This window comes from Candidatus Kurthia intestinigallinarum (genome assembly GCF_003991225.1).
In the GTDB taxonomy this organism is placed as follows: domain Bacteria; phylum Bacillota; class Bacilli; order Bacillales_A; family Planococcaceae; genus Kurthia; species Kurthia populi.
Map to the genome: position 1 here is coordinate 333,489 of NZ_JTFC01000031.1, position 20,623 is coordinate 354,111.

Below are 20,623 nucleotides of genomic sequence, written 5' to 3' on the forward strand. Positions count from 1 at the left end.
CTCAGTCTTTTAATATTAATAATCTTTTTCAGATTCATGTAGTTGACGCAGTAATTGGTCAATTTTATTACCATATTCAGTTGAAGCATCAAATTCAAATGTTAATTCTGGTGTAATGCGCAAACGAATACGCTTTGCGATTTCTGAACGAATGAAGCCTTTTGCTTTTTCAAGCCCTTTTAATGTAGCTTCTTTCTCACGTTCGTTGCCTAGGCTTGTAATATAAACCGTAGCTTGTTGCAAATCACCTGTTACTTCAACATCTGTGACTGTAATAAAGCCTACACGAGGATCTTTTAACTTTCGACCGATAATGTCGCCTAGCTCTTTTTTCATTTGCTCAGCAACTCGGTTTGAACGTACTTGTGACATACAAGTCTCACCTCTTTGCTATAAATACTCGATGTTGATATTTGTACACTCCCACTCGGAGTTTGTTTCTAAAAATGCAATGGCTCGGTCTAGTTCTCGCCTCGCAGCAACTGTATCTGATGCAACTGCTACAAGTGCAACAACCGTTCTTTGCCATACATTCTGATAATTAATTTCTGCTATAGAAACATTGAAGCGTTGTTTTGCACGCATTGTCATACGTTGTAACACAGCTCTTTTTTCCTTTAGCGAATGCACCGTCGGAATAAAAAATTCACATTCGGCGTAAACAATCATTATCGTTTAATTTCTTCCATTACGAATGCTTCAATAATGTCGCCTACTTGAATATCGTTGTAGTTTGCGATAGTGAAACCACATTCGTAACCTTTTGCAACTTCTTTTGCATCGTCTTTGAAACGTTTTAATGAAGATAATTCACCTTCAAAAATAACGATTGAGTCACGAATAACACGTACGCCAGCATCACGAACAAGTTTACCCTCTGTTACGTAACCACCTGCGATTGTACCCACTTTAGAAACTTTAAATGTTTCACGTACTTCTGCATTACCAATGATTTTTTCTTCGTATTCTGGATCAAGCATACCTTTCATCGCTTGTTCGATTTCTTCGATTACTTTGTAAATAATACGATGTAAACGAATATCTACGCCTTCTTCTTCAGCAGCGCGTTTTGCGTTTGTATCTGGACGTACGTTGAAACCGATAACGATTGCATTAGAAGCAGCTGCTAATGCGATATCTGATTCAGTAATTGCACCAGCACCAGTGTGAATGATTTTAACATTTACACCTTCAACATCAATCTTCATAAGTGATGCAGCCATAGCTTCTACTGTACCTTGAACGTCGGCTTTAACGATTAAGTTTAACTCTTTCATTTCGCCTTGTTTCATTTGTTCGAATAAGTTATCTAATGTTACACGAGAACCTTCGTTACGGTGTTCTTGGATAGCTAATGTTTGACGAGCTTCACCAACTTGGCGTGCGCGTTTTTCGTCTTCAAATACAACGAATAAGTCACCAGCTTGAGGGACGTCGTTTAAACCTGTAATTTCAACTGGAGTTGAAGGACCTGCAGATTTAACACGACGACCAAGATCATTCACCATAGCACGTACACGACCAAATGTGTTACCTACTACGATTGGATCCCCAACGTTTAATGTACCGTTTTGAACTAATAGTGTTGCAACAGAACCACGACCTTTATCAAGTTGTGCTTCAATTACTGTACCCATAGCTAAACGTTTTTCATTTGCTTTTAATTCTCCTACTTCAGAAACTAAAAGAATCATTTCTAAAAGTTGGTCAATTCCGTCACCTTTAAGTGCTGAGATTGGTACGAAGATTGTATCGCCGCCCCAATCTTCTGGAATTAAACCATGTTCTGTTAATTCTTGCATTACACGATCAGGGTTTGCAGAAGGTTTATCCATTTTGTTTACTGCTACGATAATTGGCACTTCTGCCGCTTTCGCATGGTTGATTGCTTCTACTGTTTGAGGCATGACACCATCATCAGCTGCAACAACTAAGATTGTTAAATCCGTGATTTTTGCACCACGAGCACGCATTGTTGTGAAAGCTGCGTGTCCAGGTGTATCAAGGAATGTGATTTTTTTGTCGTTAACTTTTACTTGGTAAGCACCGATATGTTGTGTGATACCGCCTGCTTCACCTTCCGTAACCTTTGTATTACGAATTGAGTCAAGTAATGTTGTTTTACCATGATCGACGTGACCCATGATTGTTACAACTGGTGGGCGTTCTTTAATATCTTCTGGGTGCTCTTCTTCGTCTTCGAAGTACGTACCTAAGTCCGTACGGTCAATACGAATTTCTTCTTCAACTTCTACACCATAATCAGCACAAATTAATTCGATGGCATCTTTATCAAGTTCGTTGTTGATTGTAGCCATGATACCTAACATGAATAATTTTTTAATGATTTCAGAAGGTTCGCGACCTAATTTTTTCGCTAACTCCCCAACAGATAATGATTCATAGAACGTAATTTGTTCTGGCAATTCTTTTTTCACTGGTGGTGGAGGTGTTGGACGGTTTTTACGACGTTGTCCGCCATGAATACCTGGTCGACGGCGTTGGTTTGGACGTCCACCTTGACCTGGACGTCCACCACCGCGGTTATTATTGTTGCGAGAGTTACTATTGTTAGTGTTACTATTGCTATTATTGTTTTTAGATGATGAATTATTAGTCATAGTACTTCCTTACTTGTTGTTTAGTTTTGTCTTTTTACGATAAACGACATTAGATCGCCATCCCGTTTATCGTAGGACGAGTTCCTGGCTGTCCTTCGGCTGTAATGATGGCCTTTCTGAAGTGGTCAACACCAGTATCTCATAGACAGACAACTTACGCTAACTCATTGAAGTACTGCGATAGCTTTTTAGCAAAGCCGTTATCCATAATTGCTAGAGATACACGCGTTTCACGTCCTGTCGCATGACCTAATTGCTCACGCGAACCAAAGACATAAATCGGCACATTATAATATGCACATTTATCGTGCAATTTTTTTGTTGTGTTTTGTGAAGCATCTGCTGAGATAATGACAAGTTTGGCGTCATTCCCACGTACTTCTTTTACCACTTGTTCTTCGCCTGATACGACTTTTCTTGCACTGGCAGCGATTCCCAATAAATTAAAAATGGCTTGTTCTGTTGTCATTTTACGATTCCTTTCGAATAACTGCTAGTAAGTCTTCATAAATTTGTTCTGGAATTTCTACTTCAAGCTGATGCTTTAATACATTTTTACGTTTTGCTTCATTAACAGCATATTCTGTTTTTGAAACATAAGCACCCCGTCCTGATTTTTTGCCTGTTACATCTACTGATACTTCGCCTTCTTTTGAGCGTACAACACGAATCATCTCTTTTTTAGGATGCATTTCATTTGTTGCAACACAACGGCGCAGTGGCACTTTACGATTTGTTGGCATACTTTTCACCCTCCAAATTGATTCGGACGATTATGCTTCTTCGCCGTCTTGGTATAAATCGATTTCTACTTCTTCAGAAGCAACTGTTTCATCTTCTACTGCTACAAATGTAGAATTTTCGTTAGGGTAAATACCTAATTCGCGTGCATCCGTTTCTGATTTAATATCGATTTTCCAACCAGTTAATTTTGCAGCAAGACGAGCATTTTGACCGCGTTTACCGATTGCTAATGATAATTGATAATCCGGTACAACAACTGTTGTTGATTTTTCTTCTTCATTTACTTGAACATCAAGAACTTTTGATGGGCTAAGTGCGTTCGCAACGAATTCGATTGGATCTTCTGACCATTCAACAATATCGATTTTTTCACCGTTTAATTCATTAACGATTGTTTGAACACGTGCACCTTTAGCACCTACACAAGCACCTACAGGATCTACTTCTTCATTATGAGCTACTACAGAGATTTTAGAACGATCGCCCGCTTCACGTGAAATCGATTTAATTTCTACAGTACCTTCAAAGATTTCTGGTACTTCAAGTTCGAATAAACGACGAAGTAAGCCAGGGTGAGTACGTGATACGAATACTTGTGGACCACGAGTAGAACGTTCTACTTTTGTGATATAAACTTTGATACGATCATGTGGTTCGTACGTTTCGCCTTGAATTTGTTCGTTTTGCGGTAATACAGCTTCGATTTTGCCAATACCTACATAAATATTGCGAGCATCCATACGTTCAACAACACCATTAATGATATCATCTGCACGGTCTACGTATTCTTCATAGATAAGACCACGCTCTGCTTCACGGAAACGTTGTGTAACGATTTGTTTAGCAGTTGTTGCTGCGATACGACCGAAATCACGAGGAACTTCTTCTTTTTCTACAACATCGCCAAGTTCGTATGATGGGTTCACTTCTTTAGCATCTTCTAATGAAATTTGTAAACGTTCATCTTCTACGATACCGACTACATCTTTACGTGAATAAAGGCGCATTGTTCCTTTTTCTAGGTTTAAGTCAACGCGTACATTGGCAGCTTGATCATAATTTTTTTTATAAGCATTGATTAATGCCGCTTCAATTGCATCTACGATAATTTCACGAGAAATCCCTTTTTGTTCTAGTGCTTTTAATGCACCAACTAATTCCTTACTCATTTTATTTTTTCACTCCTACAATATTTAAAATTCTTTGTGTTTCGAAAAGTCGATTGCTAACCTAGCATTGGCAATTTTATCTTTTGGAATAAGAACTTTCACTTTTCTAGTTTTAATTAGCATATCAATTTCGGCGCCTTCATCGGTAAATGATTTTAAATATCCTTCAAAGACTTTCATTCCATTGACTGCCTCATATGTTTTCATGTGAACGAATTGGCCGATTGCTTTAATGTAATCTGCTTCCTTTTTCAGAGGACGTTCTGCTCCTGGTGAAGATACTTCAAGGAAATAGTTTTGCGAAATAGGATCCGATTCGTCTAACTTCTCGCTCAGTTTTTCACTAACTTGGGCACATTGATCAATATCAATATTTCCTTCAGGAGTATCTACATAGACGCGTAAAAACCAATCGCGCCCTTCTTTCACAAACTCTACATCGACAAGTTCTAGTTTTAACTCTTCAACGATTGGCATTGCGAGCTGTTCAATTTCAGACGTAACTTTACTCATACTCTCCTCCTGACTAGTTATTGTCATAGACAAACAGAAAAGAGCGGGAAATCCCACTCTTTTGCCGTCGTACTATCAACAAATAATTACTTAAATCCTATCACAAATAGCGCTACAATGCAATAGAATAGGCTAGAACAGTGATAATTGGTTCGCTTCTGGTAATCCTTCAAGACAACCTAAGCGGTCCATATACTCGATTAATGATTTTGAAACACGCCCACGAATTTGTAAATCTTCTTTTGATAAGAATTCACCTTGTTCCCGCGCTTTGACAATCATCTCTGCTACACTATTCCCTAAACCAGGAATCGCATTAAATGGTGGAATTAAACTTTGCCCATCAATTACAAATTCTGTTGCCTTTGAACGATACAAGTCAACCTTTTGGAAATGCATGCCACGTTCACACATTTCTAGTGATAATTCAAGTACTGTTAATAAACTTTTTTCTTTAACAGAAGCATCTAAGCCTTTATCACTCACTTCTTTCATTTGTGCTTTAATCATTTCTGGTCCATTGACCATCGCGATTAAATCAAAATCCGAAGCACGTACAGTGAAATAAGCACAATAATAAAGAATTGGTAAATGCACTTTGAAGTACGCAATACGAATCGCCATCAATACATAGGCTGCCGCATGGGCTTTCGGGAACATGTATTTGATTTTTTTACATGATTCGATATACCATTTTGGTACATTTTCAGCCATCATCGCTGCTTCCATTTCTTCAGTTAAACCTTTCCCTTTACGCACATGCTCCATAATTTTGAAGGCTAATGAAGGCTCCAAACCTTGATAAATTAAATACACCATAATATCATCACGACAACCAATTACTTCAGATAACACACATGTACCATCGGCAATTAAATCACTTGCGTTCCCTAGCCATACATCCGTTCCATGAGACAATCCCGAAATTTGCACAAGCTCAGAAAACGTCGATGGCTTCGTTTCTTCTAACATACCACGTACAAACTTCGTACCAAATTCCGGAATTCCTAGCGTACCTGTTTTACACATAATTTGATCAGCCGTTACTCCAAGAACTTCTGGACCAGTAAAGATTTTCATTACTTCTGTATCATCGGTTGGAATCGTTTTTGGATCGATACCCGATAAGTCCTGTAGCATACGGATAACGGTCGGATCATCATGTCCTAGAATATCGAGTTTTAAAATATTATCGTGAATCGAGTGGAAATCAAAGTGTGTGGTACGCCATTCTGCATTTTGATCATCTGCAGGATATTGAATTGGCGTAAAATCATAAATATCCATATAGCTTGGTACAACAATAATCCCACCTGGGTGCTGCCCGGTTGTACGTTTAACACCCGTACAACCTTGTACAAGACGATCCACCTCAGCACCACGGAAGTTAATGTTATGGTCTTGACCATATCCTTTTACATAACCGTAAGCTGTTTTTTCTGCTACCGTACCAATTGTTCCTGCACGGAAAGCATAATCTTCACCGAATAAAATTTTTGTATAATTATGTGCCTGCGGTTGATATTCACCAGAGAAGTTCAAATCAATATCGGGTACCTTATCCCCTTTAAATCCTAAGAACGTTTCAAACGGTATGTCTTGCCCATCTTTTTTATAAGCCGTACCACATTCTGGACAATCCTTATTCGGTAAGTCATAACCCGAAGCAACCGAACCATCCTCGAAGAATTCCGAGTGCTTACAGTTTGGACAAATATAATGAGGTGCTAATGGATTTACTTCTGTAATCTCCATAAATGTTGCAACAAGGGAAGACCCTACAGAACCACGTGAACCTACTAGATAACCATCAGATAATGATTTTTTTACGAGCTTCGCAGAAATTAAATAAATAACGCCAAATCCATGTCCTAAAATAGACTTCAATTCTTTTTCAATTCGTTTTTCTACGATTTCCGGTAGTATCTCACCGTAGATTTCATGTGCCATTTTGTATGTTCGTCGAGTTACTTCTTCATCCGACCCTTCAATTTTAGGTGTATATAAATCATCTTTAATTGGCACTACCTTATCAATCGATTCAGCTAAAGCTTGTGAGTTTGTCACAACAATTTCTTTCGCTAAATCTTCGCCTAAGAAAGCAAAGTCTTCTAGCATTTCATCGGTTGTACGGAAGTGACTCTCAGGCAGTTCCGCACGATTTAATGGATTCGCTCCACCTTGTGAACGAATCAGAATTTTACGGAAAATCGAATCCTCTTTGTGGAGGTAATGTACATTTCCTGTCGCAATAACCGGCTTGTCCAGCTTTTTACCGATTTTCACAACTTTACGCACAATATCCTCCATATTCCATTCATCTTTAATTAATTCACGTTCTAATAAAGGCTTATATACGCCCTTGGGATGTACTTCTAAATAATCGTAAAATTTTGCTACTTCCATCGCTTCATCAACGGATTTCTGCATAACAGCTGTAAAAAATTCACCATCTGAACAACCAGAACCCACTAATAATCCTTCGCGATATTTTTGTAATGATGAACGCTTGATACGAGGGACGCGATAAAAAGTTTCGGTATGCGCCTCACTAATTAGTTTAAACATATTTTTCAAACCGTCTTGTGTTTGCGCTAAAATCGTACAATGCGTTGGGCGAGAACGTTTATAAGAATCTCCGCCGCCAACATATTTATTAAAATCATCATGGAATGCGATGTCTTTTTCTTTCACAGCATCCTTTAATAGATGAAGTAATAAATAACCTGTCGCTTCTGTATCATAAATCGCACGGTGATGTTGCGTTAGTTCGATATTTAGCTTTTTACACAATGTATTTAAACGATGATTTTTCATCGTTGGATATAGCATGCGAGCTAATTCCAGTGTATCGATTACAGAGTGATCAAAATGGTCGATCCCCGCTTTTTTATATGCTTCATATAAAAAACCAATATCAAATGAAGCGTTATGTGCGACGACAATTCCATCTCCAATAAAATCGTGGAATTTTGCAATCATCTCTTCTACTTCTGGTGCATCACGAACCATGTCATCTGTAATTCCTGTTAATTCAATTGTTGTAGCAGATAATGGGTGATGTGGATTTGAAAAACTTTCAAATGTATCAATCACTTCACCGTCTACAATCTTCACAGCAGCCAATTCAATAATTGTATCGTATGCAGCTGATAAACCTGTCGTTTCTACATCAAAAACAACGAATGTTGCATGCTCAAGCTCAATATGACGAGGTTCATAAGCAATCGGCACCCCATCATCCACTAAGTTAGCTTCAACGCCAAAAATCGCTTTAATGCCATTTTTCTCTGCAGCGCCATAAGCTTCTGGAAATGCTTGTGCTCCACCGTGATCTGTAATCGCTACTGCTGGATGTCCCCATTTAGCTGCCTGTGTCACAAGCTCTGCCGCTGAAGATGTCGCATCCATTTGGCTCATTGATGAGTGCATATGGAGCTCTACACGACGTTCTCCTTCTGGCGCTTTATCCGAACGAATTTGCGGACGAATTTCTTGCATGTCTTGTGCCATCATCACTAAATCACGTACAAAAGTATCATTTTGGATCGACCCACGTGCGCGTACCCACATGCCTTTTTTTGCTTTTTGCATAATTGATACATCATCTTTATCACGTGAAAACATCTTCACTAAAATAGAATCCGTGTAGTCACTGACTTTCATCGTTAAGAGCGAACGACCACTACGTAGCTCTTTCACTTCCACATCAAATACAAATCCTTCAATTGTCACACGACGTTCTTCATCTTGAATTTGTTGAATTTCCATTAATGTATCATCAGGCTTCATTGCAATACCAAGTTGGAATGGACGATCATCGTCTTCGTCTCCACCATTCGCTTTTTCTTGCTCACGTTTTTGCATATCTTCTACAGCTTTTTTCGCAAATTGTTCTTCTTCAATACGACGCTGCTCTAAAAATTTCTGTTGTTCCTCTACCAATTCTTCTGTAGCTTCACTTAAAGCAAACTCTACAGGCAAATTTGGAAATCCATAATAACCATAATTCATTGAGATTTTATCAGTATATTTATGTTTATAGGCTTCAAGTTCAAAATCACGTTTACATGTTAACGAAAGTTTTTGACCATTCCATTGCGGTATTTGCTCTGCTAAACCTTTTCGTAATGGTGGTGAAATCTCTTCTAAATCATTAACAACTGTCATCCAATAATCTTGAATTAATTGTTCTGTCACTTGTGGTTGTTCTGTCGTAAATTGCAGTTGTACTTGTGCAATTTGTGAAAATGCTTTTTCCACATTCATTTTAAATAATTGATACACACGATACGGTAAAATATTTGGTGTTTTCAAAGTAAACTTCCAAACACGTTGCTGTTTATGCACCGTCATTCGTGTCATTTCTGCCGCTTCAAAAAACGGCATGTAAACATCATCTGTCAGACCAATTTGTTGTAATAAGATCTGAAAACGTTGTTTTGCTTCATGTTCATTAGACATGCTTGCACCTACTTTCTTTAAACGTTCATCTTCTATTGTACGTGAAATCGTAGCATCATACAAAGGCTCATACTTCCAATTTAGACAAAAGAAAAAAGCTTGATTGCTCAAGCTTTTTTCAGGCTATCTATAAATTAGTTTGTTGTTTTTAATAGATTATTTAAACGATCAATTAATTCTTCTTTTGCCCATTCAAATGTTTCGCCTGTTTGACGAACTTTTACTTCAACAATACCGTCAACAGCTTTTTTACCTACTGTTACACGCACTGGTAACCCAATTAAATCTGAATCTGCGAATTTAACGCCCGCGCGTTCTTTACGGTCATCATGAAGTACATCATAACGATAAGAAGTTAATAGTTTATAAAGATCTTCTGATAATTCATTTTGTGCATCATCTTTTGTATTCACTGTAATTAAGTGCACATCATACGGTGTTACTTGTTGAGGCCATGTGAAACCATATGCATCTTGATATTGTTCTGCCACTGCAGCCATTACACGTGATACACCGATACCATAGCAACCCATGATAAATGGTTGATTACGACCATTCTCATCTAAGAACATGCCATTTAATGCTTCAGAATATTTTGTGCCTAGTTTAAATACGTGGCCTACTTCAATTCCTTCAGCAAATTTAATTGTACCTTCACCATCTGGAGAAGGATCGCCTACTTGAATGAAGCGAATATCTTCATATGCATCAACAGCAAAGTCACGACCTGGGTTAACCCCTGTATAATGATAGCCATCTTCATTTGCGCCGGCTACACCATTACGAATCGATTTAATTGCATGATCTGCTACTACTTTAACGCCAACTGGTAATTTAATTGGGCCAAGTGAACCTATATGGCTACCTAATAATTCAACGATTTCTTCATCTGTTGCTAATTCTGCTGTTTCTGCATCTAGTGCATGTTTTAATTTAATATCATTTACTTCATGATCGCCACGAGCAAGAACAACTACTAATTCTTCATCTACTTTAAATACTAATGTTTTCACAATATTACTAGCAGGTACTTCTAGGAATGCTGCAACATCTTCAATTGTTTTTTGATCTAGTGTTTCTACTTTTTGAAGTTCTGTCATATCAACATCTGGTGCTGAATAATCTACTTTTACTTCTGCCATTTCAATGTTGGCTGCATAATCAGATGTATCAGAGTAGGCAATTGTATCTTCACCAATTTCAGATAACACCATGAATTCATGTGTATCTTTACCACCAATTGAACCTGAGTCAGCAATAACTGCACGGAAGTTCAAGCCTAGACGTGTGAAAATGTTTTTATATGCTTGAACCATATCATCATATGTTTCATCAAGGCTTTCTTGTGTTGCATGGAAAGAATAAGCATCCTTCATAATGAATTCGCGACCACGTAATAATCCGAAGCGAGGACGTTTTTCATCACGGAATTTTGTTTGAATTTGATAAAGTGTTAATGGTAATTTTTTATATGATTTCACTTCATCGCGAACTAATGCTGTAATAACTTCTTCATGAGTTGGTCCTAATGCAAAATCACGGTTATGACGATCTTTTAAACGCATTAATTCTGGGCCGTAATGTTCCCAACGACCAGATTCTTGCCATAATTCAGCTTGTTGTAGTGCTGGAAGTAATACTTCGTTACCACCTACTGCATCCATTTCTTCACGAACGATTTTTTCAATGTTTGCAAGCACTTTTTTACCTAATGGTAGATATGAATAAACGCCTGATGTACTTTGGCGAATAAATCCTGCGCGAAGTAATAATTGATGTGACTTTACATCAGCATCTGCTGGTACTTCACGTAAAGTTGGGATAAATGTTTTAGATTGTTTCATGTTTAACCTCACCTTTGAATATAGTTGACTCTATTATACAAGACAAAGAGCCTTTTGTTATGTTTTTAAGCAATAAAAGTTCATTTGCTGTGCAAATGAACTTTTTTCTCACTATCTAAAAGAAGAATCTCTGAATGTCGTTCCATGTTACCGCGACCATTAAGACCATCAGACATGCAAAGCCAACAAACGTAATAATACCTTCTTTATTTTTATCAAGTGGTTTACCACGTACTAATTCATAGAAAAATAATGCAAGTCGTCCACCATCTAGTGCGGGGAATGGTAATAGGTTCATAATACCAAGATTTACACTAAGTGCGGCAGCCCAACTTAATAATGTTACGAAACCATATTTAGCCACTTCAGATGTTGCCTCATAAATACCTACAGGACCAGATAAAGCGTCTAGCGTAAATCCACCTGTTACGAGCACAACTAAAATTTTCACAATTTGAACAAGCCAAGTCCATGTTTGTTCAAATCCATATGGAATTGCTTTAAGTGGATTTTTATCATACGTATTCGCATACTGAATACCAATTTGCCCCACTTTTTCTTTATTTACTTCCACTTCTTTTGGCGTTACCTTCAAGGTTTTATCTTGCCCATCACGTACGACACCAATCGTAATTTCCTTACCAGGGCTTCCTTGAATAACTGCTGATAAATCCTGGAATTTATCAACTTCTTTACCGTTAACAGACGTGATTAAATCTTTTTCTTCAAAGCCTGCTACAGCAGCCGGACTATCATCTACTACTTTAGCAATTAAAGGTTCATTCGTCGGAATCCCTTGCACGAAACCAATGATGACGAAAATCACAATCGCTAAAATAAAGTTAAATAACGGCCCTGCAAAAATTGTAATCGCACGTTTACCCAGTGATTTTGCATTAAATGTGCGGTCATATGGTGCAATTTGTGTTTCTTGACCATTTTCCTCAATGATACAGTCACGCGCGACATTGTAACGTACGAGCTGCTCATCTTCATCATAGCCTTCCACCCATAATTCTTTTTGAAGTTCTGCTTTCTCAACTTCTAAAAAAAGCATATCGGGCAATTGCTTGTTTTGATTCATGACAAGACGAGTAATTTCATCATTTTCATTTAGTGTAAACCCGATACGATAACCTGGCTGTAATTCAACATTATCTAAATCATCGCCAGCCATCCGTACATAACCACCCATTGGTAGCAGACGAATTGTATATAGTGTTTCACCCTTTTTAATGCCTAATAATTTCGGTCCAAAACCGATTGCAAATTCACGTACCATAATGCCAGAGCGTTTTGCAAAAATAAAGTGTCCTAACTCATGGAAAAAAACGATCATACCAAATACGAATATAAATGCAATTGCTGATTGCATCAAATCCCACCTTTAATAATAAAGTTGACTTTCACGCAAGATTGCACGCCCCGTCATCTGTATGCTATTTTAGCATGCCTTCAACAATTTTTCTTGTTTCCTTATCTACAGCTAAAATTGTTTCTAAATCTGGATTTTGAACATTGTCATGTGTTTGCATCACACGTTCAATAACATCTTCAATTTGAAGGAATGTAATTTTTTCTTGTAAAAACGAACCAACAGCTGCTTCATTAGCTGCATTCATTGCTGTTAAAATCGTACCGCCCATACGTCCTGCTTCATATGCAAAGTCTAGGCAACGGAAACGATTAAAATCAACATTTTCAAAATGTAATTGACCAATCTTCGCTAAATCTAATCGTTCAGCTGTTGAACGTGGTAAACGTTCTGGATAACTTAAAGCGTATTGAATCGGTGTACGCATATCCGCTGTACCAAGCTGTGCCATAACACTTGAATCGTGATATTCAACCATCGAATGAATAATTGATTCGCGATGAATTAAAACATCAATTTTATCATATGACATACCATACAATACAGCAGCTTCAATTACTTCCAGCCCTTTATTCATTAATGTCGCTGAATCAATTGTGATTTTTGCACCCATTGACCAATTCGGGTGATTCAATGCTTGTTTGACTGTCACACCTTCAAGCTCTTCACGTGTTTTATCACGGAAACTACCACCTGATGCAGTTAAAATCAAGCGTTCTGCAGATTTTGGATTTTCGCCATTCATTGATTGCCAAAGTGCTGAGTGCTCACTATCCACTGGTAAAATAGGTGCTCCATATTTTTTTGCTTCCGCCATTACGAGATGCCCTGCTGTCACAAGGGTTTCTTTATTTGCAATTGCAATAGCTTTCTTTTGACGAATTGCAGCCAGGGTAGACTCCAATCCAATACTACCTAATACAGCATTTAATAACACATTTGAATCACTATATGTCGCAACATCAATTAATCCTTGTGACCCATGTGTTACTTCTAATCCCGGAAATTCTTTTGATAAAGCTCGTGCATCTTCTTCTGATTGCATAGAAACAAGTTTTGGAGAAAATTCACGAATAATTTCCTTCGTTTTTTCAATATTTTTCCCTGATGCTAATGCAGCAATTTCAAATTCTTCTTGATGATCTTTTACAATATCAAGTGTTTGCTGTCCAATTGAACCTGTTGCACCTAACAAACTAATCGACTTCATAATGATGATCTCCTATCCAACAAAATGTAAAAAATGTAGCAGTGGTAATACAAACAATAGACTATCAAAACGATCTAAAATACCACCATGTCCGGGTAAGATTTTCCCTGAATCTTTTACCCCATAATGACGTTTAATAGCTGATTCTACTAAATCACCCATTTGCCCAACAATAGAAGCAATAATTGTTACAACAATTAATTTCCACCACTGTACTTCAAGATGTGTAATCATTTCAAAAATAAAAACAGCAATGATAGCGATAATAATACCACCCACAAAACCTTCAACTGTTTTTTTCGGTGAAATTTCTGGCCAAAGTTTATTTTTACCAAGTTTGCGCCCTACAAAATAGGCTCCTGAGTCAGTTGACCATACAACAACTAATGCAAAGACAATATATAACAGGCCATCTGATGCATCTCGTGTTGCCATAAAGTAATAAAACCCTACACCAACATAAAATACAGATATAAGTAAAAAACCAACATCGTCAAATGTAAATTTATTTTTCTTTAATACAACATAAATTAATAATAATGCTGTAACAAGGACAAGCCATTCCAATTTTGAATAACTTGTTGCGTCGATAATAGCACTTTCCCATCCTTCAGGCATTAACATAGCAAATAAGCCAACTAATGCTAATATACCTGGTACAGAGAATAGTGATAGATTGCGCATTTTAAGCATTTCAAAAAGCCCTACTGCTGCGATTATATAAATAACGATTGTTAATGGCGTTCCGCCATATACAACAAACGGTACAAATAATAATGCCGCAATAATGGCTGTAATAATACGCTGTTTCACGATTTATTCTCCTTTCAATCCACCATAACGGCGATTGCGCGATTGATAACTTTCTACTGCTTCTAGCAAATCTTTATCGCTAAATTCAGGCCAATGCACTTCTGTAAACCAAAATTCACTATAAGCAAGCTGCCATAATAGGAAGTTACTTAAGCGAAGCTCTCCACTGGTACGAATAAGCAAATCTGGATCTGGTAGCTGTGATGTCATTAAATGATTCGAAATTGTTTCTTCTGAAATGTCTTCCAAGCTTAACGTTCCATTTTGAACTTGGGTAACAATTTCTTGAACAGATAAAACCATTTCACGACGACTACCATAATTTAATGCAAAATTAAGTATCATACCTGTATTACTTGCAGTCGTATTCATCGCATTTTGAACAGCTTTTTGCGTATGTGTAGGTAATGCATCTATTTCGCCAATCATTCGAACACGAATATTTAACTCCATTAGTTCAGGTAAAAATGAAGTTAAAAATTCTTCTGGTAAGCGCATTAAAAATTCTACTTCTTTACGTGGACGTTTCCAGTTTTCTGTTGAGAAAGCATACAATGTCAACGCACCAATACCTACTTTATTTGCACAGCGCGTAATTGTACGTATATTTTTCATCCCTTCATGATGTCCTGCTACACGCGGTAGAGCACGCTTTTGTGCCCAACGACCATTGCCATCCATAATAATCGCAATGTGTTGTGGTACGCTCTCACTACGCACTTTTAACATGCGTTCTTGTAATGTAGCGTCCTTTTTATCTGTTTTTCTCCATCCGAGTTTATCTAACATTTAAAATCCTCCACTAGCTTGCATATCGGAACGTATACTTCATCTATCATAACAAAAATAACATTCTTTTTCCTCTATATCACTAAAAAAGACGTCCCTATTATATAGAGGACGTCTTTTTATTTTGGAAAGTTCTATTAAACTGATAGAATTTCTTTTTCTTTTTCAGCAGCTAGTTCATCAATTTCTTTGATGTGATCATCAGTTAATTTTTGAACATCATCGCTATATCCACGTAAATCATCTTCTGTAATTTCGCCAGCTTTTTCAGCTTTTTTGAAATCATCATTTACATCACGACGGATATTACGAACAGCAACTTTCGCTTCTTCAGCTTCTTTTTTCACCACTTTTACAAGATCTTTACGACGTTCTTCTGTAAGCGCTGGGATTGTTAAGCGAATTACTGAACCATCATTTGTTGGTGTAATACCAAGATCTGATTTTAAGATTGCTTTTTCAATATCGCCTAAAATTGTTTTATCATATGGTTGGATGACTAAAAGTCGAGCTTCAGGAACTGAAATACCTGCCATTTGATTTAATGGTGTTGGAGCTCCGTAATAGTCAACAGAAATACGGTCTAATAGTGAAGCATTTGCACGACCTGCGCGGATTGCCGCAAGTGCACGAGAAAATGCATCAATTGCTTTAGACATACGATCTGTTGCTTGATCGATAACTTGTTTTGACATGCTTAATCCTCCTGAGTTTTATTTATGCACTGTAGTACCGATTTTTTCGCCCATTACAGCACGTTTGATGTTTCCATCTTCTAATAATGAGAATACTACTAAATCGATATCATTGTCCATGCATAACGTTGAAGCAGTTGAATCCATTACTTGTAATCCTTTTTGAATAACATCTAAATATGTCAATTCTTCGTACTTAACAGCATTTTCATCAACTTGTGGATCTGCAGAGTATACACCATCTACATTATTTTTCGCCATTAAAATGACATCTGCGCCAATTTCAGCTGCACGCAATGAAGCCGTTGTATCAGTAGAGAAGTATGGGTTACCTGTACCGGCAGCAAAGATTACTACACGTTTTTTCTCTAAATGACGAACTGCTTTACGACGAATGTAAGGTTCAGCAACTTGTGTCATCACAATTGAAGATTGTACACGAGTTGGTACACCTAGGTTTTCTAATGAATCTTGTAAAGCTAAAGCATTCATAACAGTCGCTAACATGCCCATATAATCTGCATTGGCACGCTCCATACCCATTTCTGCTCCAATTTTACCTCTCCAAATGTTCCCGCCACCTACTACTAAGGCAACTTCCACTCCTAAGTCTACTACGTCTTTAATTTGCGCTGCTACTGATTTAACAACTTTTGGTGCTAGGCCGAAACCTGCTTCACCAGCTAGTGCTTCCCCACTTAATTTAATGACTACGCGTTTATATTGTTCTGGCATAAGCTCTTTAGACCTCCATATTTTTTTCTTGAAAAATAGGGAACACGGTGTTACTGTGCTCCCTACTTTAATAAAACTATTTGATTGAAAAAATTAGTTACCTTTAACTTGGTTCATAACTTCTTCTGCAAAGTTATCTTCACGTTTTTCGATACCTTCGCCTACTTCGTAACGTACAAATTCAGTTACTTTAGCGTCGCCTAAGAATTTAGCAACAGTTTCATCTGGATTTTTAACGAATGGTTGGTCAAGTAAGCAAATTTCTTTGAAGTATTTGTTTAAACGGCCTTCTACCATTTTAGCAACGATGTTTTCAGGTTTACCTTCATTTAAAGCTTGTTCAGTTAAAACTTTACGTTCGTGTTCAACTTCTTCAGAAGAAATTTGGTCGTGAGAAACATATTTAGGGTTGATTGCAGCAATATGCATAGCTACATCTTTCGCTTTAGCAGCGTCAGTAGTGCCTTCAACAACAGTTAATACACCAATACGACCGCCCATGTGTAAATAAGCGCCGAAAGCATCAGCATCTGTTTTAGTTTCGATTACGAAACGACGAAGAGTAATTTTTTCACCGATAGTAGCGATTGCTGATGAAATATGTTCAGCAACAGTTGCGCCACTTTCCATTTTAGATTCTAAAGCTGCTTCAACATTTTCAGGTTTTGCAGATAATAATTGTTCAGCTAATTCTTTAACTAAAGTTTGGAAACCTTCGTTTTTAGCAACGAAATCAGTTTCAGCATTTACTTCTAAAAGTACAGCTTCATTACCTTTTTCGGCGATGAAAGTAGTACCTTCTGCCGCGATACGGTCAGCTTTTTTACCAGCTGCAGCTAAGCCTTTTTCGCGTAAGAAATCTACAGCCGCTTGGATATCTCCATCAGTTTGTACTAATGCTTTTTTACAATCCATCATTCCAGCACCAGTTTTTTCACGTAATTCTTTAACCATTTTAGCAGTTACTGCCATTGATAGTTCCTCCTATACAATTGAAAAGTTTATTTTTCTCAAAAAAAGGTGATAAGAGGGATTATCCGCTTATCACCTGTCTCTAAAATAAGAAATTACTCAGCTGAAGCTGCTTCTGTAGCTTCAACTTGCGCTTCTTCTTCACCTTGTTTAGACTCGATTAAAGCATCAGCCATTTTAGAAGTGATTAATTTTACAGCGCGGATTGCGTCATCGTTTGATGGAATAACGTAATCAATTTCATCTGGATCACAGTTAGTATCAACCATAGCCACGATTGGAATGTTTAATTTGTGTGCTTCTGCAACAGCAATACGTTCTTTGCGAGGATCAACAACAAACATTACATCTGGAATAGCTTGCATATCACGGATACCGCCTAAGAAGCGTACAAGACGTTCATGTTGTTTTTTAAGTTGAACAACTTCTTTTTTAGGAAGTACTTCGAAAGTACCGTCTTCTTCCATACGTTCGATTTCTTTTAAACGAGCGATACGTTTTTGAATAGTACCAAAGTTAGTTAATGTACCACCTAACCAGCGTTGGTTGATGTAGTAGTTACCTGAACGTTCAGCTTCTTCTTTAATAGCTTCTTGAGCTTGTTTTTTAGTACCAACAAAAAGAACTTTACCGCCTTCTTCGCCAACTTGACGCATGAAGTTATAAGCTTCTTCTAATTTTTTAACTGTTTTTTGTAAATCGATAATGTAGATACCGTTACGTTCAACAAAGATGAATTTTTTCATTTTTGGATTCCAACGGCGAGTTTGGTGACCGAAGTGTACACCAGCTTCTAGTAATTGTTTCATTGAAATTACTGACATGATTTGGTTCCTCCTAAAGGTTTTTGATTTAATTTTCCTCCGCATTCATCATTTATATAGAGAACTTTAATTATTCAAAGCACCACCCTATATATCAGAATGCGTGTGTAATAATAACACCAATTGTTAATATACCATAGTCCCTATTCACTAGCAACTATTTTTATTTAGTTATTGTTGAAATTTTAGTAATAATTCAATTTCTGTTTTACCTCTATTTACTCTTTTAGCAATGTCTGAAATAGAAAGTCCTTTTTTATACATTTGAATTACTTGCTCTTCAACTGTAAGTTTATTTTCATCAGATTTTTTGGTTTGATATGCTTTTTTAACATAGGCTTTAGGGACCTTGAAGTTGTTTTGTATTGTTTCTATTTCATCGTCACGATCAGCTGTATTTTTTGTATACACTGAGCTATCTTGCTTATTAATAAACGATGATAAGTTATTCGTAGATTGTTTTTTTATCGTTTTCATCTCTTGAATCAAACGATTATTTTCATCTTTCATTTCAGCTAAATAAGCTCCTATGGCATCATCCATATCGTCTTTCATGCGCTGTTGTTTTTCTTCTACTTCTTTTAAAGAAGAAATCTTGAGGTTTAAAAGAACGATAAAATAAAAACTTAGACACTGAGCAATGACAAGAAAAATAATAATTATGCTGAGCATCATTGTATCTCCTAACCACTAAAATCAAAAAAATTACCCTTAAATGGATGTTGCGTTGAATGTTCTTTTGATTGGTATTTTTCTTTTTTTGAATGTGATGATTCATTAGATTTTTTTCGTTTATCTGGGTGTTCATCTCCGACTTTCGATGTATCTTCTGACTTTAAAACAGTCGTCCGATTTTTCAACGTCTGTTTTTCTGTAGCCATTTGAGCCATTGATTGATTACCATTAACATATTGCTGCGCATTATCAGCCATCTTACCAGCTTCAAACGTTTTAGGTAACGCAATTTGAAGTTCAATACTTTTTAATGACATTACATTCCCCCCATTAAATTATAAGTTTCTCATTTCTTCTGTTAGTAAGTTACGTAATTTAAATAAGGCTTTTGAATGTATTTGTGAAATTCTGGAAGTTGATAATTCTAACATTTCACCTATTTCTGTTAGCGTCATTTCTTCTGTGTAAAAAAGACTTAATACTAATTGCTCTTTATCATTTAATTTTAAAATACTTGCAGATAAATCTTGTATTAACTCTGCTTGCATTGCTTCTTGTTCCGGTGTTTTGATTGAATCATCTCGAATTGAAAAAGTTTTATTATCTGATTCATCATCCTGTAATTGTTCATCCATTGATAAAATATTTGAAGCAAAATGTTCTCGAACCGTTTGAAACACTTCATCAACCGTTATATTTAATTCAATCGCTACTTCCTCAGGTGTCACATGCCTTTGCAATCTTTGTTCCATTTCTTCAATAAGCATATCCATTTTCTTTGTTTTCTCACGCGCTGAACGTGGTAGCCAATCTTCTTTTCTAAGTCCATCAATAATAGCACCGCGCACTCGAAATGAAGCATACGTATCAAATTTCAAATCCCGTGTAGGATCAAATTTATTTAAAGCATCAAATAATCCCATCATACCTAAACTATTTAGTTCATCACGCGACACACTTTTAGGTAATCCAACAGCAATTCTTTGCACATGGTAAGATACTAATGGCTTATACTTTCGCATTAGTACGTCTCCTGCATGAGGATCTCGATTGGCCTTCCAACTTTGCCATAGTTTTTGCTCTTCTACTGAAGTTGTTTGCATCAAATTACCCTCCTCACTCTATCTACATTCCCTTCAATTATTATAGCAAATCTCACCTATATTTTGGAATGTATATA

Annotated in this window: 20 protein-coding genes; all 20 read right to left on the reverse strand. The window is 37.0% G+C overall.

Annotation, left to right across the window (positions count from 1 at the left end; genetic code table 11):
- Positions 1-15 precede the first annotated feature (15 nt).
- Complete coding sequence (rbfA, locus tag QI30_RS10250) at positions 16-372, reverse strand: 30S ribosome-binding factor RbfA (RefSeq protein WP_020189488.1); 357 nt, start codon at positions 370-372, stop codon at positions 16-18.
- Between the two features lie 18 nt (positions 373-390).
- Positions 391-669 carry a DUF503 domain-containing protein gene (locus QI30_RS10255; RefSeq protein WP_020189487.1) on the reverse strand — a complete coding sequence of 93 codons (279 nt, stop codon included), beginning with the start codon at positions 667-669 and terminating at the stop codon, positions 391-393.
- Complete coding sequence (gene infB, locus QI30_RS10260; protein WP_020189486.1) at positions 669-2,621, reverse strand: translation initiation factor IF-2; 1,953 nt, start codon at positions 2,619-2,621, stop codon at positions 669-671. The genes QI30_RS10255 and infB overlap by 1 nt, the downstream gene beginning before the upstream one ends.
- A gap of 154 nt (positions 2,622-2,775) precedes the next feature.
- Positions 2,776-3,090 (reverse strand): YlxQ family RNA-binding protein, encoded by a 315-nt coding sequence (locus QI30_RS10265; RefSeq protein WP_020189485.1) that lies wholly within the window; start codon positions 3,088-3,090, stop codon positions 2,776-2,778.
- A gap of 1 nt (position 3,091) precedes the next feature.
- Positions 3,092-3,364 (reverse strand): RNase P modulator RnpM, encoded by a 273-nt coding sequence (gene rnpM / locus QI30_RS10270; protein WP_020189484.1) that lies wholly within the window; start codon positions 3,362-3,364, stop codon positions 3,092-3,094.
- 30 nt (positions 3,365-3,394) lie between these two features.
- Positions 3,395-4,534, reverse strand: coding sequence for a transcription termination factor NusA (gene nusA / locus QI30_RS10275; protein WP_126990740.1), 1,140 nt, complete (start codon positions 4,532-4,534; stop codon positions 3,395-3,397).
- A gap of 24 nt (positions 4,535-4,558) precedes the next feature.
- Entirely contained in the window at positions 4,559-5,047 is a 489-nt protein-coding gene (gene rimP, locus QI30_RS10280) for a ribosome maturation factor RimP (RefSeq protein WP_020189482.1), read from the reverse strand.
- 132 nt (positions 5,048-5,179) lie between these two features.
- Entirely contained in the window at positions 5,180-9,511 is a 4,332-nt protein-coding gene (locus QI30_RS10285; protein WP_126991033.1) for a PolC-type DNA polymerase III, read from the reverse strand.
- A 134-nt stretch (positions 9,512-9,645) separates the two neighbouring features.
- Entirely contained in the window at positions 9,646-11,355 is a 1,710-nt protein-coding gene (locus tag QI30_RS10290; RefSeq protein ID WP_126990741.1) for a proline--tRNA ligase, read from the reverse strand.
- A 115-nt stretch (positions 11,356-11,470) separates the two neighbouring features.
- Entirely contained in the window at positions 11,471-12,730 is a 1,260-nt protein-coding gene (gene rseP, locus QI30_RS10295) for an RIP metalloprotease RseP (protein ID WP_126990742.1), read from the reverse strand.
- A gap of 64 nt (positions 12,731-12,794) precedes the next feature.
- On the reverse strand, positions 12,795-13,940 hold the full coding sequence (dxr, locus tag QI30_RS10300; RefSeq protein WP_126990743.1) for a 1-deoxy-D-xylulose-5-phosphate reductoisomerase: 1,146 nt from the start codon (positions 13,938-13,940) through the stop codon (positions 12,795-12,797).
- Between the two features lie 12 nt (positions 13,941-13,952).
- On the reverse strand, positions 13,953-14,753 hold the full coding sequence (locus QI30_RS10305; RefSeq protein WP_126990744.1) for a phosphatidate cytidylyltransferase: 801 nt from the start codon (positions 14,751-14,753) through the stop codon (positions 13,953-13,955).
- 3 nt (positions 14,754-14,756) lie between these two features.
- Entirely contained in the window at positions 14,757-15,542 is a 786-nt protein-coding gene (locus QI30_RS10310; protein ID WP_126990745.1) for an isoprenyl transferase, read from the reverse strand.
- Positions 15,543-15,679: 137 nt separating this feature from the next.
- On the reverse strand, positions 15,680-16,237 hold the full coding sequence (frr, locus tag QI30_RS10315) for a ribosome recycling factor (RefSeq protein ID WP_020189475.1): 558 nt from the start codon (positions 16,235-16,237) through the stop codon (positions 15,680-15,682).
- A gap of 18 nt (positions 16,238-16,255) precedes the next feature.
- Positions 16,256-16,972, reverse strand: coding sequence for a UMP kinase (gene pyrH / locus QI30_RS10320; protein WP_020189474.1), 717 nt, complete (start codon positions 16,970-16,972; stop codon positions 16,256-16,258).
- Positions 16,973-17,065: 93 nt separating this feature from the next.
- Positions 17,066-17,944, reverse strand: coding sequence for a translation elongation factor Ts (gene tsf / locus QI30_RS10325; RefSeq protein WP_126990746.1), 879 nt, complete (start codon positions 17,942-17,944; stop codon positions 17,066-17,068).
- 95 nt (positions 17,945-18,039) lie between these two features.
- Complete coding sequence (gene rpsB, locus QI30_RS10330; RefSeq protein WP_020189472.1) at positions 18,040-18,768, reverse strand: 30S ribosomal protein S2; 729 nt, start codon at positions 18,766-18,768, stop codon at positions 18,040-18,042.
- 171 nt (positions 18,769-18,939) lie between these two features.
- Positions 18,940-19,443: a hypothetical protein gene (locus tag QI30_RS10335; RefSeq protein ID WP_148113860.1), complete on the reverse strand. Its 504-nt coding sequence runs from the start codon at positions 19,441-19,443 to the stop codon at positions 18,940-18,942.
- Positions 19,444-19,451: 8 nt separating this feature from the next.
- Positions 19,452-19,760: a hypothetical protein gene (locus QI30_RS10340; RefSeq protein WP_020189470.1), complete on the reverse strand. Its 309-nt coding sequence runs from the start codon at positions 19,758-19,760 to the stop codon at positions 19,452-19,454.
- Between the two features lie 18 nt (positions 19,761-19,778).
- Positions 19,779-20,546 carry a FliA/WhiG family RNA polymerase sigma factor gene (locus tag QI30_RS10345; RefSeq protein ID WP_126990748.1) on the reverse strand — a complete coding sequence of 256 codons (768 nt, stop codon included), beginning with the start codon at positions 20,544-20,546 and terminating at the stop codon, positions 19,779-19,781.
- Positions 20,547-20,623: the final 77 nt, after the last annotated feature.

Coding starts and splice junctions, on each gene's coding strand:
- rbfA (WP_020189488.1), bottom strand. CDS start 372: ATGTCACAAGTACGTTCAAACCGAGTTGCTGAGCAAATGAAAAAAGAG.
- QI30_RS10255 (WP_020189487.1), bottom strand. CDS start 669: ATGATTGTTTACGCCGAATGTGAATTTTTTATTCCGACGGTGCATTCG.
- infB (WP_020189486.1), bottom strand. CDS start 2,621: ATGACTAATAATTCATCATCTAAAAACAATAATAGCAATAGTAACACT.
- QI30_RS10265 (WP_020189485.1), bottom strand. CDS start 3,090: ATGACAACAGAACAAGCCATTTTTAATTTATTGGGAATCGCTGCCAGT.
- rnpM (WP_020189484.1), bottom strand. CDS start 3,364: ATGCCAACAAATCGTAAAGTGCCACTGCGCCGTTGTGTTGCAACAAAT.
- nusA (WP_126990740.1), bottom strand. CDS start 4,534: ATGAGTAAGGAATTAGTTGGTGCATTAAAAGCACTAGAACAAAAAGGG.
- rimP (WP_020189482.1), bottom strand. CDS start 5,047: ATGAGTAAAGTTACGTCTGAAATTGAACAGCTCGCAATGCCAATCGTT.
- QI30_RS10285 (WP_126991033.1), bottom strand. CDS start 9,511: ATGTCTAATGAACATGAAGCAAAACAACGTTTTCAGATCTTATTACAA.
- QI30_RS10290 (WP_126990741.1), bottom strand. CDS start 11,355: ATGAAACAATCTAAAACATTTATCCCAACTTTACGTGAAGTACCAGCA.
- rseP (WP_126990742.1), bottom strand. CDS start 12,730: ATGCAATCAGCAATTGCATTTATATTCGTATTTGGTATGATCGTTTTT.
- dxr (WP_126990743.1), bottom strand. CDS start 13,940: ATGAAGTCGATTAGTTTGTTAGGTGCAACAGGTTCAATTGGACAGCAA.
- QI30_RS10310 (WP_126990745.1), bottom strand. CDS start 15,542: ATGTTAGATAAACTCGGATGGAGAAAAACAGATAAAAAGGACGCTACA.
- frr (WP_020189475.1), bottom strand. CDS start 16,237: ATGTCAAAACAAGTTATCGATCAAGCAACAGATCGTATGTCTAAAGCA.
- pyrH (WP_020189474.1), bottom strand. CDS start 16,972: ATGCCAGAACAATATAAACGCGTAGTCATTAAATTAAGTGGGGAAGCA.
- tsf (WP_126990746.1), bottom strand. CDS start 17,944: ATGGCAGTAACTGCTAAAATGGTTAAAGAATTACGTGAAAAAACTGGT.
- rpsB (WP_020189472.1), bottom strand. CDS start 18,768: ATGTCAGTAATTTCAATGAAACAATTACTAGAAGCTGGTGTACACTTC.
- QI30_RS10335 (WP_148113860.1), bottom strand. CDS start 19,443: ATGATGCTCAGCATAATTATTATTTTTCTTGTCATTGCTCAGTGTCTA.
- QI30_RS10340 (WP_020189470.1), bottom strand. CDS start 19,760: ATGTCATTAAAAAGTATTGAACTTCAAATTGCGTTACCTAAAACGTTT.
- QI30_RS10345 (WP_126990748.1), bottom strand. CDS start 20,546: ATGCAAACAACTTCAGTAGAAGAGCAAAAACTATGGCAAAGTTGGAAG.